Annotated in this window: 10 protein-coding genes; 9 read left to right on the top strand and 1 reads right to left on the bottom strand. The window is 67.3% G+C overall.

Translation table 11 applies throughout. The features are described from left to right. Nucleotides 1–116: 116 nt before the first annotated feature. Nucleotides 117–380, top strand: coding sequence for a GlsB/YeaQ/YmgE family stress response membrane protein (locus EF834_RS13455; RefSeq protein ID WP_127947756.1), 264 nt, complete (start codon nt 117–119; stop codon nt 378–380). Nucleotides 381–396: 16 nt separating this feature from the next. Here EF834_RS13455 and EF834_RS13450 read toward each other — a convergent pair whose 3' ends face one another. Further along, nucleotides 397–1,050, bottom strand: coding sequence for an SACE_7040 family transcriptional regulator (locus EF834_RS13450; RefSeq protein ID WP_127947755.1), 654 nt, complete (start codon nt 1,048–1,050; stop codon nt 397–399). A 118-nt stretch (nt 1,051–1,168) separates the two neighbouring features. On the opposite strand from EF834_RS13450, the gene EF834_RS13445 reads away from it, so the two are divergent. From EF834_RS13445 to EF834_RS13410, 8 genes are all read left to right on the top strand, one after another. Continuing rightward, a complete protein-coding gene (locus EF834_RS13445) occupies nt 1,169–2,713 on the top strand; it encodes a carboxyl transferase domain-containing protein (RefSeq protein WP_127947754.1) in 1,545 nt (514 codons plus the stop codon). 8 nt (nt 2,714–2,721) lie between these two features. Beyond that, nucleotides 2,722–4,833, top strand: coding sequence for an acetyl/propionyl/methylcrotonyl-CoA carboxylase subunit alpha (locus EF834_RS13440; RefSeq protein ID WP_127947753.1), 2,112 nt, complete (start codon nt 2,722–2,724; stop codon nt 4,831–4,833). After that, nucleotides 4,830–6,002 carry an acyl-CoA dehydrogenase family protein gene (locus EF834_RS13435; protein ID WP_127947752.1) on the top strand — a complete coding sequence of 391 codons (1,173 nt, stop codon included), beginning with the start codon at nt 4,830–4,832 and terminating at the stop codon, nt 6,000–6,002. The genes EF834_RS13440 and EF834_RS13435 overlap by 4 nt, the downstream gene beginning before the upstream one ends. 3 nt (nt 6,003–6,005) lie before the next feature. After that, entirely contained in the window at nt 6,006–6,479 is a 474-nt protein-coding gene (locus tag EF834_RS13430) for a MaoC family dehydratase (RefSeq protein WP_127947751.1), read from the top strand. Beyond that, nucleotides 6,476–7,342: an HpcH/HpaI aldolase/citrate lyase family protein gene (locus EF834_RS13425; protein ID WP_127947750.1), complete on the top strand. Its 867-nt coding sequence runs from the start codon at nt 6,476–6,478 to the stop codon at nt 7,340–7,342. The genes EF834_RS13430 and EF834_RS13425 overlap by 4 nt, the downstream gene beginning before the upstream one ends. After that, a complete protein-coding gene (locus EF834_RS13420; protein WP_127947749.1) occupies nt 7,339–9,369 on the top strand; it encodes an acetoacetate--CoA ligase in 2,031 nt (676 codons plus the stop codon). The genes EF834_RS13425 and EF834_RS13420 overlap by 4 nt, the downstream gene beginning before the upstream one ends. Before the next feature lie 206 nt (nt 9,370–9,575). Further along, a complete protein-coding gene (locus EF834_RS13415; RefSeq protein ID WP_127947748.1) occupies nt 9,576–10,331 on the top strand; it encodes a FadR/GntR family transcriptional regulator in 756 nt (251 codons plus the stop codon). 557 nt (nt 10,332–10,888) lie between these two features. Beyond that, a partial coding sequence (locus EF834_RS13410; protein ID WP_408014518.1) for an amino acid adenylation domain-containing protein occupies nt 10,889–17,876 on the top strand: 6,988 nt, incomplete at its 3' end.

The raw sequence follows: 17,876 nt of genomic DNA, 5'->3' as shown, positions 1-17,876 counted from the left end.
GACTCGCTCGTACAACGATTCGCTTGATCGTCCGGCAGGGCTTGGACCCGAACCATAGCGTCGGGCCAGGGCGGAGGTGCATCCGCCTGGATGGTGGCGGACGGAAGGAGCCGAACATGGGTGAAGTCATCGGGCTGATCATCTTCGGTGCCGTGATCGGCGTGCTCGCCCGTCTGGTGATTCCAGGCAAACAGGCGATAGGCTGGGTCATCACGGTGATCATCGGCATCGCAGGCGCGCTCATCGGCTACTGGGTGTGGGGAATGATCAGCGACACTGGCGATACCCCTGGAATCGACTGGTGGCGTTGGATCATCAGCATCGCGGCGGCCGTTGCTCTCACGCTCGTCTACACGTCGCTCACGAGCCGCCGGACCTGAATCTGCCGGCTCCGGGTCACCGCACCACGCCCGGCGGAAGTGCGGCCAGTGCCATGCGCCGCAGCACCGCGCGGGTCGGGTCCCCGTCCGCTCCCCCCTCGGCGGACGGGGACGCCGCGCTGTACGGAGTGGAGTTGATGAGCCCGAACGTCGCATGCGCAGCAATGCGGGCTCGCGTCGCGTCCTGGCCCGGGTCGATTCGCCGTAGCACCTCCACCCAGATCTCGACGTAGCGCCGCTGGGTCTGCCTGACGCGGTGGCGTGCCTCGTCCGGAAGAGAATGGAGATCGCGATCCTGAACCCGAATGAGGTCCGGTTCGGTGAGCGCGAAGTCGAGATGGAAGTCGACGAGTTCCTCGAGCGCGGTCACGGGATCGGCTGCCCGTGCGACCACCTCCTCACCCCCGGCGAGCAGGCGCTCGCTGATGTCGGTGAGCAGTTCCACGAGCAGCGCGTCCTTGTTCGGGAAGTGCCGGTAGACGGCGGGTCCGCTGATGCCGACCGCCGCGCCGATGTCTTCGAGTCGCACCCCTGGGAAACCACGCTGGGCGATGAGTCGAGCCGCGGCACGCAGCAGCTCGCGCCGTCGGTCGGCCTTCGCGCGGCTGCGGCGGTTCGCGGGTCTGCCGTCGTGAGCCTGTTTGCGCGTGTCGGGTCCGAGGTCGGTCATGTCGCGTTCCCTGGAGTGTGTGATCTGGACAACTCAGTTAATCATGGATAACCTTTGTTCAGTTAGTCGAAATTAACTTGAATGATGGTAACCGGGGAACCTCCGGGAGGACGGTGACGTGACAACCCTCCGAAACCCGCCGCAGTCTGCGAACCGGGAACAGCACCTCGAACTGGTGGCGGAGCTGCGCGAAAAGCTCGAGGTCGCGGCACGTGGTGGCAGCGAGCGTTCGCGCGAACGCCACGTGGCGCGCGGCAAGCTGTTGCCCCGTGATCGGGTCGATGCGCTGCTCGATCCGGGCAGCCCGTTCCTCGAGCTCGCCCCGCTCGCTGCGAACGGCATGTACGGCGACGAGTGCCCCGGCGCCGGCGTCATCGGCGGCGTCGGGCGGGTCTCGGGCCGCGAGTGCGTGATCGTCGCGAACGACGCCACCGTCAAGGGCGGCACGTACTACCCGATGACGGTCAAGAAGCACCTGCGAGCGCAGGAGATCGCGCTGCAGAACAACCTGCCGTGCATCTATCTCGTCGACTCCGGCGGCGCGTTCCTGCCGATGCAGGACGAGGTGTTCCCGGACCGGGAGCACTTCGGACGCATCTTCTACAACCAGGCGACCATGAGCGCCAGGGGCATCGCACAAATCGCGGCGGTCCTCGGATCGTGCACGGCTGGTGGGGCGTACGTGCCGGCGATGAGCGACGAGGCCGTGATCGTGCGTAATCAGGGCACGATCTTCCTCGGCGGTCCGCCGCTGGTGAAAGCGGCGACCGGTGAGGTCGTCACGGCCGAGGAACTCGGTGGCGGCGATCTGCACTCGAAGGTGTCCGGTGTCACCGATCATCTCGCCGACGACGACCGCGACGCGCTGCGCATCGTCCGGAACATCGTGTCGACACTCGGCCCGCGCGCCCCGAGGCCGTGGGATGTCGCCGAGACGGTCGCGCCCGTCGCGGACCAGAGCGAGCTCTATGACGTCGTCCCGACGGACCCGCGGATTCCGTACGACGTCCGCGAAGTCATCGAGCGAGTGGTGGACGGTGGACAGTTCCAGGAGTTCAAGGCCGAGTACGGCAAGACGCTGGTTACCGGGTTCGCCCGTATCCATGGGCACCCGGTCGGCATCGTCGCCAACAACGGCGTGCTGTTCAGCGAGTCGGCGATGAAGGGCGCACACTTCATCGAGTTGTGCGACAAGCGCAGCATCCCGCTCCTATTCCTGCAGAACATCACGGGGTTCATGGTCGGCCGCGAGTACGAGTCCGGTGGCATCGCCAAGCACGGCGCCAAGATGGTCACCGCAGTCGCGTGCGCCCGGGTGCCGAAGCTGACGGTCGTGATCGGTGGCTCCTACGGTGCGGGCAACTACTCGATGTGCGGGCGCGCGTACTCGCCGCGGTTCCTGTGGATGTGGCCCAACGCGCGCATCTCCGTCATGGGCGGCGAGCAGGCCGCGTCCGTGCTCGGCGCCGTGGGGTCCGGGAAGGACCCCGACGAGATTCGCGACCAGTACGAGGCCCAAGGCAATCCTCACTACTCGACGGCCCGGTTGTGGGACGACGGCGTGATCGACCCGGCCGATACCAGAACAGTTGTCGGGCTGGCGCTGTCGGCGTGTGCAAACGCGCCGCTCGAGCCGGTTTCCTACGGCGTCTTCCGGATGTGAGGGCAGGAATGGTTCAGTCCACAACTTTCGACTCCGCAGCGTTCGACTCCGCAGCGTTCGACTCCGCAGCGTTCGACACGGTCCTGGTGGCCAACCGCGGCGAGATCGCGGTCCGGGTGATCCGCACGCTGCGACGCATGGGCATCCGCTCGGTCGCGGTCTACAGCGAGGCCGATTCCGGTGCTCGGCACGTCCGCGAGGCCGACACCGCTGTGCTGATCGGACCCGCACCCGCCCGCGAGAGCTATCTCGACATCGACCGGGTGCTCGACGCGGCGAAGCGCACGGGTGCGCAGGCGATCCATCCCGGCTACGGATTCCTCTCCGAGAACACCGCGTTCGCCTCCGCTTGCGCGGCGGCCGGGATCGCGTTCCTCGGCCCGTCGGCACGGGCCATCGAGGTGATGGGCGACAAGATCACCGCGAAGAACGCGGTGGCCGCGTACGACGTCCCGGTGGTGCCGGGAATCGCGAAGCCGGGGCTGTCCGACGGCGAACTGATCGCAGCCGCCGACGACATCGGCTACCCGGTGCTGGTCAAGCCGTCCGCCGGTGGCGGTGGCAAGGGCATGCGGTTGGTGGAGGATCCGGCCAACCTGTCGGACGCTCTCGTCAGTGCGCGCCGCGAGGCCGCGTCCGCGTTCGGCGACGACACCCTCTTCCTCGAGCGGTTCGTGCTGCGGCCCCGCCACATCGAGGTGCAAGTCCTCGCCGACGGCCACGGCAACGTCGTCCATCTGGGCGAGCGCGAATGCAGTCTCCAGCGCAGGCACCAGAAGGTGATCGAGGAGGCACCCTCCCCGCTGCTCGACGAAGAGACCCGAGCCCGCATCGGCGCCGCCGCGTGCGACACCGCCCGCAGCGTCGACTACACCGGAGCCGGCACCGTGGAGTTCATCGTGTCGTCCGACCGCCCCGACGAGTTCTACTTCATGGAGATGAACACCCGCCTGCAGGTCGAGCACCCGGTCACGGAGATGGTGACGGGACTCGACCTCGTGGAGTGGCAGGTGCGGATCGCCGCTGGTGAACCGCTCGCCTTCACCCAGGACGACGTCTCGCTCACCGGGCACGCCATCGAGGCCCGCGTGTACGCGGAGGACCCTGCTCGCGGTTTCCTGCCGACTGGCGGCACCGTCGTCGGCCTGAGCGAACCCGGCCGGACGGGTGGGGCGCCCGTCAATGGTGTGCGCGTCGACTCCGGTTTGCACGAAGGCACCGTCGTCGGCAGCGACTACGACCCGATGCTCTCGAAGGTGATCGCACACGGCGCCGATCGTGCGGAAGCACTGCGGCGGCTCGACCGGGCCCTCGCCGACACCGCGGTGCTCGGGGTCGTCACCAACATCGAGTTCCTCCGGTTCCTGCTCGCCGACGACGATGTCTGCGCCGGCCGCCTCGACACCGGTCTGCTCGACCGCCGTGTCGCCGATTTCCACGCTGAGCCGGCCGGCGACGACGTCCTTGTCGCCGCGGCCGCGTACCACTGGCTCGGGCTGTGGTCGGCGGGAACGCGGACCGGTGCCGATCCGTGGGACGCGCCGACCGGTTGGCGCGTGGGTAGCCCACAGCCGCTGTCGTTTCGGCTCCGGGCGGGGGAGCGGACCGAGCATGTTCTGATGACGGGCACACCGGCTGAAGGCCAGACTCGTGTCGAGGGTGGCGAGAACCGGTCACTCACGGCGCGACTCGACGACGGTGTTCTCGTCGTCGTGCTCGACGGACGCAGCGACACCTACCGCGTGGCCACGTCCTACCCGGACGACGGAACGTTGTGGCTGGCGAGCGGCGGCGGAACCTGGGCAGTCTCGCATCTGCGTGAGGCCAGTGTCCGCGGCGCCGACGCGCACGCTGGTGAGGCTGAGCTCACGAGCCCCATGCCCGGCGCGGTCATCGCAGTCGACGTCTTGTCCGGCGACCAAGTCGCCGCCGGAACAGCGATCGTGGTCGTCGAGGCCATGAAGATGGAGCACACCCTGTCCGCACCGGTCGACGGGGTCGTCGAGGTCCTCGTCTCCGCCGGGGACCAGGTCAAGGTCGACCAACCGCTCGCGCGGGTCCACCCCGCCACCGAATCCGAACAGTCACCCGAACCCGAAACGAAGGATGTCGCGTCATGACTGCCGCTTCCGAGTATCTGTCCACCGGCTCACTGCCCGACGAGTACCAGCAGCTCGCGAAGACCGTCCGGGACTTCGCACGCAATGTCGTGGCACCGGTTTCCGCGGAACACGATGCCAACCACACCTTCCCGTACGAGGTGGTCGACGGCATGGCCGACATGGGGCTGTTCGGTCTGCCGTTCCCGGAGGAGTACGGCGGCATGGGTGGCGATTACTTCGCCCTGTGCCTTGCGCTCGAGGAACTCGGCAAGGTCGACCAGTCTGTCGCGATCACCCTCGAGGCCGGCGTCTCGCTCGGCGCCATGCCAGTGTTCCGGTTCGGCAACGAGGACCAGAAGCAGGAATGGCTGCCGCAGCTGACGAGCGGCAAGTCCTTGGCGGCCTTCGGCCTCACCGAACCAGGCGCGGGTAGCGACGCCAGCGGTACCCGCACCACCGCGAAGCTCGACAACGGTGAATGGGTCGTGAACGGCAGCAAGCAGTTCATCACCAACTCGGGCACGGACATCACGAAGCTGGTCACGGTCACCGCCGTCACAGGGATCGGGGAGAACGGGAAGAAGGAGATCTCCACGATCCTCGTTCCGACGTCCACCCCCGGATTCACGGCCGAGCCGGCCTACAACAAGGTCGGATGGAACGCGTCCGACACCCATCCGCTGACCTTCCAGGACGTGCGGGTCCCCGAGGCGAACCTGCTCGGCGAGCGCGGACGTGGCTACGCCAACTTCCTCCGCATCCTTGACGAGGGTCGTATCGCGATCGCGGCACTGTCGGTCGGCGCCGCCCAGGGCTGTGTCGACGAGAGCGTCCGCTACGCGAAGGAGCGGGAGGCGTTCGGGCGCCCGATCGGCGCCAACCAGGCCATCGAGTTCAAGATCGCGCGCATGGAGGCGCGGGCCCACGTCGCGCGGACCGCATACTACGACGCCGCGGCATTGATGTTGTCGGGCAAGCCGTTCAAGAAGCAGGCGTCGATCGCGAAGCTGATCGCGAGCGAGGCCGCGATGGACAACGCGCGCGATGCCACTCAGATTTTCGGTGGATACGGTTTCATGAACGAGTACTCGGTGGCTCGTCACTACCGCGACAGCAAGATTCTCGAGATCGGCGAGGGCACCACCGAGGTCCAGTTGATGCTGATCGCACGGGAATTGGGGGTGTGAGGGGTGACGGCGCGCAAGATCGTCCAGCGCGGACTGTGGTTCGAGGAATTCGAGACCGGGGTCGTCTACGCACACCGTCCAGGGCGCACCATCACCGAGGCCGACAACGTCCTGTTCACGACACTGACGATGAACGCGCAGGCGCTGCATCTCGACGCCGCGTTCGCCGCCGGGACGCAGTTCGGTGAGCGGCTGGTCAACTCGATGTTCACCCTGTCGACCCTTGTCGGCCTGTCGGTCGCCCAGTTGACGCAGGGCACGATCGTCGCGAACCTCGGCTTCTCCGAGATCGCCTTCCCGAAACCGCTCTTCCACGGCGACACGTTGTACGCCGAGACCGTCGTGACCGACCTGCGTGAGTCCCGCAGCCGGCCGGGGGAGGGCATCGTGACGTTCGAGCACACCGGACGCAACCAGCACGGCGACGTGGTCGCGACCGCGGTCCGCAAGACGCTCGTGCGGAGGAAGCCGGCATGAGCAGCGAACCGTCCGCCGAAAACATCTGGGCCGGGGTCGTTCCCGGCCCGGCCTGGCTATTCTGCCCTGCGGACCGGCCCGAGCGATTCAGGAAGGCCGCCGCCGCCGCCGACGTCGTCATCCTCGACCTCGAGGACGGCGTCGCGCCCGCGGACAAGCCGGCCGCACGTCGTGCTCTCGCCGACGTCCCGCTGGACCCCGACCGGACGGTCATCCGGGTCAACGCGCACGGTACCGATGACTACGCGCTCGACTGTGCGGCGCTCGACCGCACGCCCTACACCGCGGTCATGCTGCCCAAGTGCGAATCCGTCGATCATGCCCTCGATCTCGCGCCGCTGTCGGTGATCGCTCTGGTCGAATCACCGCGCGGTGCCCTCGTGATCGATCGGGTTGTCGAGGCCGAGAACGTCGTCGGCGTCATGTGGGGAGCCGAGGACCTTGTCGCAGCCCTCGGTGGAGCGTCGAGCCGGCGCATCGAGGGGAGCTACCGGGACGTTGCCCGGCACGTCCGGTCGACCGCGCTGCTCGCCGCGAAGGCACACGGGAGGTTCGCGCTCGACTCGGTGTTCCTCGACATCCCGGACCTCGACGGACTGGGAGAGGAGTGCGAGGACGCGGTCGCCGTCGGATTCGACGCCAAGGTTGCGGTCCACCCGAGCCAGATCGACGTCATCCGGCGCGCATACGCTCCGAGCGCTGAGCAGTTGGGTTGGGCCGAGAGGGTTCTCGCGGCGGCGTCTCGTGAGCGCGGCGTGTTCGCATTCGAGGGCCGAATGGTGGACGCACCGGTGCTGCGGCACGCGGAGGAGATCGTGCGACGCTCCGGCGTCGCATCCCCTGGGGGAGAGGTGACCGAATGACGGGCGAACAGATGATCGATAGCCGGCCCCAATGGGTGCCGACGGCCGCCGATGTCGAGCAGGCCCGGATCACCGACTTCGCGCGCTGGGTCGAGCGTCGCACAGGCTTGTCTCTGCCGGACTACTGGTCGCTGTGGAGTTGGTCGGTCGACGACCTAGCCGGCTTCTGGCAATCGGTGTGGGACTACTTCGACGTGAAGTCCGCCGCCGACCCGGGTCCGGCGCTCGCCGACGACACCATGCCCGGGGCCGTGTGGTTCCCCGACGCGAGGCTCAACTACGTCGACCAGGTGGTGCGCAGCGCGCGCCCCGACCGGACCGCGATCATCTACGAGACCGAGGCCGGCGATCGCGAGTCGATGAGCTGGGCCGAGCTGATCCGGCAGGCGGGGGCGCTCGCCGCCACTCTCCGGTCGATCGGGGTCGGCCCGGGCGATCGCGTCGTCGGCTACCTGCCCAACGTGCCGGAGGCGATCGTCGCGTTCCTCGCGACCGCAAGCCTCGGAGCAGTGTGGGCGGCGTGCGGCCAGGATTACTCGGCACCCGCGGCTCTCGATCGCCTCGGCCAGCTCGAGCCGAAGGTGCTCGTGACCGCGGACGGCTACCGATTCGCGGGTAAGGAGCACCGCAGGGACGCCGAGATTGCGCAGCTGCGTGAAGGCTTGGCGTCGCTCGTGGCCACCGTCCTCGTCCCGCGACTCGGCGGAGGAACGCTCGCGGGCACTCCCTCTGCGGGCACTCCCTCTGCGGACACTGCCCCCGAAGACACTGTCCTCTGGGGCGACGCAGTTGCCGGCGACTCCCCGCTCAAACCGGCCTCGGTGCCGTTCGATCATCCGCTGTGGGTGGTGTTCTCCTCGGGCACCACCGGGCTGCCCAAGGGCATCGTCCACGGCCACGGTGGTGTTCTGCTCGAGCACCTGAAGGCCATCGCGTTGCAGATGGACCTGGGGCCGGAGGACGTCTTCTTCTGGTACACGAGCCCGAGCTGGATGATGTGGAACTTCCAGGTCGCCGGACTGCTGGTGGGGGCCACCATCGTCTGTTACGACGGCAGCCCGGCCTACCCCGCGCAGGACCGGTTGTGGGAGACGGCTTCCGGTCTCGGCGTCACCGTGCTCGGCACCAGTCCGGGATACGTCATGGCGTGTCAGAAGGCCGGGACCGTTCCCAAGGCGGATCACGACCTGGGGTCGCTGCGCACGGTCGGGATCACCGGGTCGACGCTGCCGGCGTCATTGTCGTGGTGGCTGTCCGACAACGTCGGCCGTGACGTCCCGGTGGCGTCGATCAGCGGAGGAACCGACGTCGTGTCGGCTTTCGTCGGCGGCTGCCGGACGGTTCCCGTCTGGCCGGGTGAGTTGTCGGCGCCGTATCTGGGAGCGGCGCTCGACGCCTTCGACGAGGCGGGAGGACCGGTCCGTGGCGAGGTCGGCGAACTGGTGATCACTCGGCCGATGCCGTCGATGCCGGTGCGGTTCTGGAATGACGACGACGGCGCCCGGTACCGCGGCAGCTACTTCGACACCTACCCCGGTGTGTGGCGGCACGGAGACTGGATCTCGATCACCGCCCGAGGCGGGGTCGTCATGCACGGGCGGTCGGACTCGACGCTGAATCGGCAGGGGATCCGGATGGGTAGTGCCGACATCTACCAGGTCGTCGAGCGGATGCCGGAGGTCGACGAGGCGTTGATCATCGGCGTCGACCTCCCTGAAGGCGGGTACTGGATGCCGCTGTTCGTCGTGCTCGCCGACGGTGTCCGTCTCGACGACACCGTGCGGGATCGGATCCGGGACGAGATTCGTACTCGCGCGTCGCCGCGGCACGTACCCGACGAGATCGTTTCGGCGCCGGGTGTCCCGCACACCCGAACCGGGAAGAAGCTCGAGGTGCCGATCAAGCGTCTGTTCCAGGGCGGTGATCCACTGCGCGTCGTCGATCGCAGCGCCGTCGACAACGCCGCCCTGATCGACTGGTTTGCCGATTTCGGGGCGGCGCGACAGCCCCCTCTTGTAGGAGGTTAGAGGGGGTCCGGTCACTGCTGCGCTGCGGCAATCTCACCCTGGCCTGGTCGCCCCGAGTCCGGAGTCCCCGGGCCGTCGTAGCGCCTGGGTGATTGCCGACACCTACGAAATGGTCCGTAGGAAGGCGAGTAAACAACTAAACTCTTGTACTCTTCTGGTGTCGAGTCCGGGCGTGGGTCAGGACTGTAGCCGAGGAGAGGGACAACGTGACGGTCGGATCGAGATCGACTGTGGTGCGGGTGCCCAAGGCGGGTGAGCTCGTGGCCGCGAACCTGCGTCGACGGATCATAACGGGCGAACTCGGTGCGGGTGACCCCCTACCGAACGAATCCGTCTTGATGGAACAGTTCGGTGTGTCCAGGCCCACACTCCGTGAGGCATTTCGCATCCTCGAATCCGAGTCGATCATCACGGTCCTACGCGGTTCGCGCGGGGGCGCCCGTGTGATGGCCCCGGACGCGTCGGTCGCCGCCCGCTACGCAGGGCTGCTGCTGCAGTACAAGGGGACACCCCTGGTCGACGTGTACCGGGCCCGAGCCTCGCTCGAAGTCTCTGCGGTGGGAGTGCTCGCCGGACCAGGCCACTCCGAACAGTTGGACAAGCTCGCGGAACTCATCGCCGAGGGTGCCGAACTGGTCGACGACGCGGTGCGGTTCGCGCACCATGACGTCCAGTTGCATCAGAGCCTGGTGGATCTGGCCGGAAACGAGACCCTCACCGTCCTCGCCGGCATGCTCGTCCACATCATCGAGGCCCACAACGAGCTGTTCATCGCCGCGCAGGGTGATGGTCACGAGCGTCCCGCGGCGCGCGCCGCGCAACGCGCCTACACCAAGCTGCTCGGATACCTGCGCAGTGGTGACGCGATCGCGGCCCAGGAATTCTGGCGCAAGCACCTCGACGGAATCGAGAAGTACATGGTGGGCGATTCCGCGACGACCCTGGTGGAGGTACTGTCCTGAGGGCAGCGGCCGTGGGCAGCTATGAACTGGCAATGTCCGAAAAGGACGTGGTCGGCCGGTCCTCGCTAGTACCGCCGTCAAATCCAGACAGTGTGACATCGTCAACGTAAGCACCCTCCGAGGGGTGTGGTCCTGTAGATTGCAGCGGGTGCTCAACTCAGGAACTCCGGTGATCCATAGCCGCACTTGATCCCCTCGGAAATACCGGGGCGCGGCCGAAGCGTTCGATCACAGTGCGAGTAGTTGGCTATCTCATCCCCATCTCGATGACCGGTTTCGCCTGTGTCTCGGTACTGTAACGAAGCAGGTCGCATGCGCAGATAGACACCTAGTACGGGCTATTCCGGCGAATCTCCGGTGTTTTGTCGGGTTCGGAAGCAGAATGTGCACGGTGCCCTGCCGCGGATCGATCCGTCGATGCGTGCGAGGGACGTGTGATTGTGGGAAGAAAGGCTCTGAGTTTGGACTCGCTAGGCGTCGGTGGACTAGAGGGTGACATTTCGTTCGGCGGTGAGGCGAAGCTACGGCCGTTCCCACTCTCGCAGGCGCAACTCGGTATGTGGTTCGCGCAGCACGTCGACCCGTCCGTTCCCGCCAACATCGCCCAGTACGTCGAGCTCCACGGCGACCTCGACATCGCAAGGTTGAACTGGGCCGGTATCCGCGCGGCGCAGGAGACCGGTTCAGGCTACGTCCGACTGCTCGAGATCGACGCCGAACCACATCAGGTGGTCGACACGACCCTCGCTGATCAAATCGAATATGTAGATCTGCGGTCGGAGGCCGACCCTCGTGAGGCAGCGCTGGAATGGATGCGTGCCGACTGCAGCGCGCCGGTGGACCTTCTCCGTGATCGGCTCCTGGTCGCAGCCGTGCTGCACGTCGAGGACGATGTCTACTTTTGGTACAGCCGCGCGCACCACGTCGTGCTCGACGGTTTCGGCGCTGCGACGTTCCTGAACCGAGTCGCGGAGCTCTACACCGCGGCCGCGGAAGGGGCGGAACCGCCGCGCAATCTTGCGTCGTCGCTCGAGAAGGTGTACGAGACCGAAAGCACCTACCGCGCCTCGACCCGTTTCGCGGCGGACCGCGAATACTGGCTCGAACGGTTGAGCGGCGTCGAGGAGACGACGAGCCTCGCGGGGCGCGCGGCCCCACCGGCACCGCTGAGCCGCATCGACAGCGGCACGCTGCCGATGGGCCCTTCCACACCCCTCGACGCCTTCCTCGAACGCGAGAACACGACCGTAGCGACTGTGGTCATCGCGGCATTCGCGGCCTACCTCGCACAGATGACGGGTCGTGAGGACGTCATCCTGAGCCTGCCGGTCACCGCACGCACGACCGCGGTACTGCGTCGCTCCGGCGGCATGACCTCCAACGTGGTGCCGCTACGCCTGAGCGTCCCCCTGGGCACGACGGTGTCGGAGCTGCTGGGTCGCGTTACCACCGAGGTCTCGGGGGCTTTGCGTCACCAGCGCTATCGGCACGAGGACATTCGCCGGGACGTAGAGGGCGCGGCTGGACAGGCGTCGTTCTTCGGTCCGTTGGTGAACATCATGATGTTCGGCCGGGAGATCCGGCTCGGGGACATGTCGGGCGCGTTGAACATCCTGTCGACGGGCCTGGTCGAGGACCTCGGCGTGAACCTCTATCAGAGTGTCACGGGCACGACGACCCACATCGACTTCGAGTCGAACCCCAATCTTTACGGTGACGACGAGGCTCGGCGCAACCACGAGCGCTTCGTGGAGTTCCTCGAGCGATACGTCGCGGCTGACGGCGACCGGCCGGTGTGGGGGATCCCGCTCGGCACCGAGACCGAGCGTCGCACCGTTCTCAACGACTGGGTCCGCACTGAGCACAGCTTCCGGACGCGTCACCTTGCCGAGGCGTTCGAGGAACAGGTTGCCCGTACTCCAGACGCCACCGCGATCGTCTACGAGGGGACGTCCCTCTCCTACGGCGAGCTCGATGCTCGGGCCACCGGTCTTGCACGCCTACTGACCGAGCGGGGCGTGGGTCCGGAATCGCTTGTGGGCCTTTCCATCAGGAGATCTCTGGACCTGATCGTCGGCCTCTACGCGATCGTCAAGTCCGGCGGTGCGTGGGTACCGATCGACCCGGACCACCCCGCCGACCGTACGTCGTACATCCTCGAGTCGGCGCGGCCGGTGTGCGTGCTGACCACGGTGTCGGACGGAGTCGAGCTGCCTGCAGGCACCGCCACCATCGAGATCGACACGCTCGACTACAACTCGCTCGACACCCGGCTTCTCACCGACGCCGACCGGTCGGCGCCGCTGCGCCCGGAGAACACGGCGTATGTGATCTACACGTCGGGTTCGACCGGTCGACCCAAGGGTGTCGCGGTCTCGCACGCCGCGATCGACAATCAGCTCGAATGGATCCTGCACGAGTACCCGATGACCGAGTCGGACGTCTACCTGCAGAAGACCGCGACCACGTTCGACGTGTCGCTGTGGGGCTTCTTCAGGCCGCTGCGTATCGGTGCCACGATGGTGCTGGCGACGCCCGACGGGCACCGTGACCCGGTGTACGTGGCGAACACGATTGCCGAGAACGCGGTAACCGTCACCGATTTCGTGCCGTCGATGTTGTCAGTGTTCATCGCGAATACGCCTGCTGGACTGTGCGATTCACTCCGAGACGTCTTCGTGGCCGGAGAGGCGCTACCGCCCGAGACCGCCGCCGAGTTCCGTCGGGTCTGCGGTGCCGACCTGCACAATCTGTACGGGCCCACCGAGGCCGCGGTCTCGGTGACCCACTACGAGCCCGGCCCGCAGGACGTCACGACGGTCCCGATCGGCCAGGCCGTGTGGAACACGCGTGCGTACGTGCTCGACCACCGCCTTCGCCCGACTCCGATCGGGCAGCCGGGTGAGTTGTACCTCGCCGGCGATCAGCTCGCCCGAGGCTACGTCCGCCGACCGGACATCACCTCGGACCGCTTCGTTGCGAACCCGTTCGCGGGCATCGGCGGTATCGGGGCTGCGGGTGAGCGGATGTACCGCACCGGCGACCTCGTCCGCTGGCGAGTGGACGGCACCCTCGACTACATCGGCCGTACCGACTTCCAGGTGAAGTTCCGAGGTCAGCGTATCGAGTTGGGCGAGATCGAGACGGTGCTGCTGGCCCATGACGACGTCTCTCAGACCGTCGTTCTCGTGGTCCCGACCTCAACCGGGGACCAATTGGTGGCGTACGTGGTGCCGACACCGGGACGCAATATCGTGCCCACGGAGTTGGCCGAGTTCGCGGGCAGGTCACTGCCGACATACATGGTTCCTGCATCGGTGACCGTGCTCGACGCGTTCCCGCTGGGCACCAGCGGCAAGCTCGACCGCAGGGCGCTTCCGGAGCCGGTGTTCCTGAGCAACAAGGAATTTCGGGAACCACGCACGGAGACGGAGAAGATCGTCGCCGCGGTGTACGCCGAGGTACTCGGTGTCCCGCAGGTGGGACTCGACGACGACTTCTTCGACCTCGGTGGCAACTCACTCGTCGCAACCCAGGTCGTGACACGTGCCGGTGCCGCGTTGGGCATTCAGCTGGGCGTGCGCGAGTTGTTCGAGGCGTCGACGGTCGCTGCGCTGGCCGCCCGCGCCGCCGGTGCCGCCATGCAAGGCACCGGCACCCTCGCGCTCGGCTCGCTGCCGAGGCCCACACAAATCCCGTTGTCGCTCGCGCAGCAGCGGATGTGGTTCCTCAACCGCTTCGACTCCACGACCGCCGTGTACAACCTGCCCTTCGCGGTCCGACTGTCGGGCGCGGTCGATGTCCACGCGCTCTCGGAAGCCTTCGCCGATGTGGTCGAACGGCACGAGGCGCTGCGCACCATCTACCCTGAGATCGACGGCACTGCGCAGCAGGTGATCCTGCCCGCGACCGACGTCGTGCGAGCGCTGGAACCAATCGTCGTCCCAGCGGACGATTTCGAGTCGGCCCTGTTCGACCTCGCCTCGCGCGGTTTCGATGTGGCGACCGAGCCGCCGTTCCGCATCGACTTGCTACAACTGTCCGACGGCGAGTACGTCGTCGCGATGGTCCTGCACCACATCGCCGCTGACGGTTGGTCGTTCGGCCCACTCGCCGGTGACCTCATGACCGCGTACGCCGCACGAGCGACGGGATCAGCGCCACAGTGGGCGCCACTGGCCGTCCAGTACGCCGACTACGCGATATGGCAGCATGCGATGCTCGGAACCGAGTCCGATTCGGATTCGGTTGCCGGACAACAGATCGCGTACTGGACGCGGGCACTCGAAGGCCTGCCGGACCAGCTCGATCTGCCGACCGACCGCCCACGTCCAGCGGTTGCCTCCAACGCCGGAGCCAAGTTCCGCTTCGAGATCCCCGCCGCGACGCACGCACGCATCCAGGGCCTCGCGCGTGAGCACGGCGTCACACTGTTCATGGTCGTCCACGCGGCGTACGCCTTGCTGTTGTCGCGGCTGAGCGGGAAGTCGGACATCGTCGTGGGGAGCCCCGTCGCCGGTCGAGGCGACCAAGCACTCGACGGGTTGATCGGCATGTTCGTCAACACGCTCGTGCTGCGGACCCAGGTGGATCCGGCCGCGTCGTTCGTCGATCTGCTGGCAGCGGTCAAGGAGACGGACGTCGAGGCCTACAGCAACGCGGACGTCCCGTTCGAGTGGTTGGTCGAGGCACTGAAGCCGACTCGATCACCCGCCCGTCATCCGTTGTTCCAGGTGATGCTGTCGACCGAGGTGACCAGCGCTCGGGACATGAGCTTTGCGGGTCTGCGGGCGAGCGCGGCCGAGTTGGACGTGCCTATATCGAAGTTCGATCTGCAGCTCCAGATCTCGCAAGCGTTCGAGGACTCCGGTGCTCCGGCGCCGATCGCGGCCGCCTTCGAGTACGCCACCGATCTGTTCGACGAGGCCACGATCGTCTCGTTGGGTGAGCGGCTGGTGCGGGTGCTCGAGGCGGTCACCTCCGATCCGGCGCGGCCGGTGGGGGATGTCGAGGTCCTCGATCAGGCGGAGCGGGCGCTGGTGCTCGAGGGTTGGAACGCGACCGGGCGCCCGATCGGCGGGTCGGCGACGTTGGTCGATCTGTTCGAGGCGCAGGCGGCACGGACCCCGGACGCGGCGGCTGTGGTGTTCGAGGGCCGGTCGGTGTCGTATGCGGAGTTCGCGGGCCGGGTCCACCGGTTGGCGCGGTTGCTGATCGCCGCGGGTGTGGGCCCGGAGTCGCTGGTCGCGGTGGCGATGGGCCGGTCGGTGGAGATGTTGGTGGCGGTGTATGCGGTCACGGTCGCCGGTGGCGGCTACGTGCCGGTCGATCCGGACCAGCCGGCCGACCGTAACGGCTACATCCTCGATACCGCCGACCCGGCACTCGTGCTCACCACCTCGGGTGAGGGTGCCGATCTGTCTACTGCGGTGCCGGTGGTGAACGTGGACGAGGCCGATCTGTCCGGCTTCTCCGGTGCACCGGTGTCGGATGCGGAGCGGGTGGCGCCGTTGCGGTCGTCGAACACCGCGTACGTGATCTTCACGTCGGGGTCGACGGGGCGGCCGAAGGGTGTGGCGGTTGCGCACGGGTCGGTGGTGAGTCTGCTGGGGTGGATGCAGGCGGATTATCCGCTCGCCGAGGCGGATCGGGTGTTGCTCAAGACGCCGTTCACGTTCGATGCGTCGGTGTGGGAGTTGTTCTGGCCGTTGCAGGTCGGTGCGTCGCTGGTGGTCGCGGGGCGTGATGCGCATCGGGATCCGGTGGAGTTGGCGCGGGTGATCGGTGCGGAGTCGGTGTCGGTGGCGCAGTTCGTGCCGTCGGTGCTCGAGGCGACGGTCGAGTATCTCGATGCCGATGGGGCGGGGTCGTTGACGCGGGTGTTCTCCGGTGGTGAGGCGTTGGCGGCGCGGACGGTGTCGCGTCTGGGTGCGCTGACCGATGCGTCGGTGGTCAACGTGTACGGGCCGACGGAGACGACGGTGCAGGCCACCGCGCACGAGGTCACCGGCGCGGATGCGGTCGGTGCGAGTGTGCCGATCGGTGGTCCGGTGGCGAACACGCGGGCGTTGGTGCTCGATGACCGGTTGCGTCCGGTGCCGGTGGGGGTGCCGGGTGAGTTGTATCTGGCCGGGGTCCAGCTCGCGCGCGGGTATGCGGGCCGGGCGGATCTGTCGGCGGAGCGGTTCGTCGCCGACCCGTACGGCGGTGCCGGTGAGCGGATGTATCGGACCGGGGATCTGGTGCGGTGGACCGCGAACGGTGTGTTGGAGTATTTGGGGCGCACCGATTTCCAGGTGAAGCTGCGGGGTCTGCGGATCGAGCTCGGTGAGATCGAGGCCGCGCTGCTCGAGCGCGAGGAGATCGCGCGGGCGGTCGTCGTCGTCCGCGACGAGCAACTCGTCGCCTACCTCGTGCCCACCCAGGGGCCGGTGGACGAGGCCGCGGTGCGGGCGGGCCTGTCGAAGTCGCTCGCCTCGTACATGGTGCCGTCGGCGTTCGTCGAACTCGATCGGCTTCCGCTCAACGTCAACGGCAAGCTGGATCGGCGGGCGTTGCCGGCGCCGACGGTGGAGGCGCGTGAGTTCCGGGCTCCGACGACGCCGGTCGAGGAGATCGTGGCGGGTGTGTTCGCCGATGTTCTCGGGGTCGAGCGGGTCGGTCTCGATGACGAGTTCTTCGCTCTGGGTGGTAATTCGCTGGTCGCGACGCAGGTGGTGTCGCGTCTGGGGGCTGCGTTGGATGCGCAGGTGCCGGTGCGGGTGTTGTTCGAGGCGCCCTCGGTCGGCGCGTTGGCGGTCGCGGTCGAGCAGCATGCCGGTGGGGGTGCGCGGAAGGCGTTGGTGGCCGGTCCGCGTCCGGATCGGGTGCCGTTGTCGTTGGCGCAGCAGCGGATGTGGTTCCTGAACCGGTTCGATCCGGGGTCGGCGGTGAACAACATTCCGATGGCGATCCGGTTGTCGGGGTCGTTGGATGTGGCCGGGTTGCGGGCGGCGATGGTCGATGTGGTGGGCCGGCACGAGGCGTTGCGGACGGTGTTCCCGGAGGTCGACGGGGTCGGGTTCCAGGTGGTGCGTCCGGTCGGCGAGGTCGATCTCGATTTCGGGGTCGAGGTCGTCGCGGAGTCGGAGGTGCTCGCGCGGATCGAGCAGTTGGTGGTCGGCGGGTTCGATCTGGCGACGGTGTTGCCGGTGCGGGCGCGGTTGTTCGAGGTGTCCCCGTCCGAGCATGTGTTGGTGCTGGTGTTGCATCACATTGCGGCGGATGGGTTCTCGATGGGCCCGCTGATGCGGGATGTGGTGAGCGCGTATGCGGCGCGGACTTCCGGGATGGTTCCGGGGTGGGCGCCGCTTGCGGTGCAGTACGCCGATTACGCGTTGTGGCAGCGGGAGGTCCTCGGTTCGGAGGACGACGCCGATTCGGTGATCGCGCGGCAGGTCGAGTACTGGAAGCAGGCGTTGGCGGGGTTGCCGGAGCAGTTGGATCTGCCGGCTGATCGTGCGCGTCCGGTGGTGGCCTCGCATGCGGGTGCCTCGTTCGGGTTCA

The organism is Rhodococcus spongiicola, from assembly GCF_004011835.1.
In the GTDB taxonomy this organism is placed as follows: Bacteria; Actinomycetota; Actinomycetes; order Mycobacteriales; family Mycobacteriaceae; genus Prescottella; species Prescottella spongiicola.
The sequence above is the reverse complement of the archived record's forward strand: the minus strand, read 5'-3'. Positions and strand labels throughout refer to the sequence as shown.

Excerpts from the sequence above, each read along its gene's own strand:
- EF834_RS13455 (WP_127947756.1), top strand. The coding sequence starts at position 117 with ATGGGTGAAGTCATCGGGCTGATCATCTTCGGTGCCGTGATCGGCGTG.
- EF834_RS13435 (WP_127947752.1), top strand. The coding sequence starts at position 4,830 with ATGACTGCCGCTTCCGAGTATCTGTCCACCGGCTCACTGCCCGACGAG.
- EF834_RS13440 (WP_127947753.1), top strand. The coding sequence starts at position 2,722 with ATGGTTCAGTCCACAACTTTCGACTCCGCAGCGTTCGACTCCGCAGCG.
- EF834_RS13450 (WP_127947755.1), bottom strand. The coding sequence starts at position 1,050 with ATGACCGACCTCGGACCCGACACGCGCAAACAGGCTCACGACGGCAGA.
- EF834_RS13420 (WP_127947749.1), top strand. The coding sequence starts at position 7,339 with ATGACGGGCGAACAGATGATCGATAGCCGGCCCCAATGGGTGCCGACG.
- EF834_RS13425 (WP_127947750.1), top strand. The coding sequence starts at position 6,476 with ATGAGCAGCGAACCGTCCGCCGAAAACATCTGGGCCGGGGTCGTTCCC.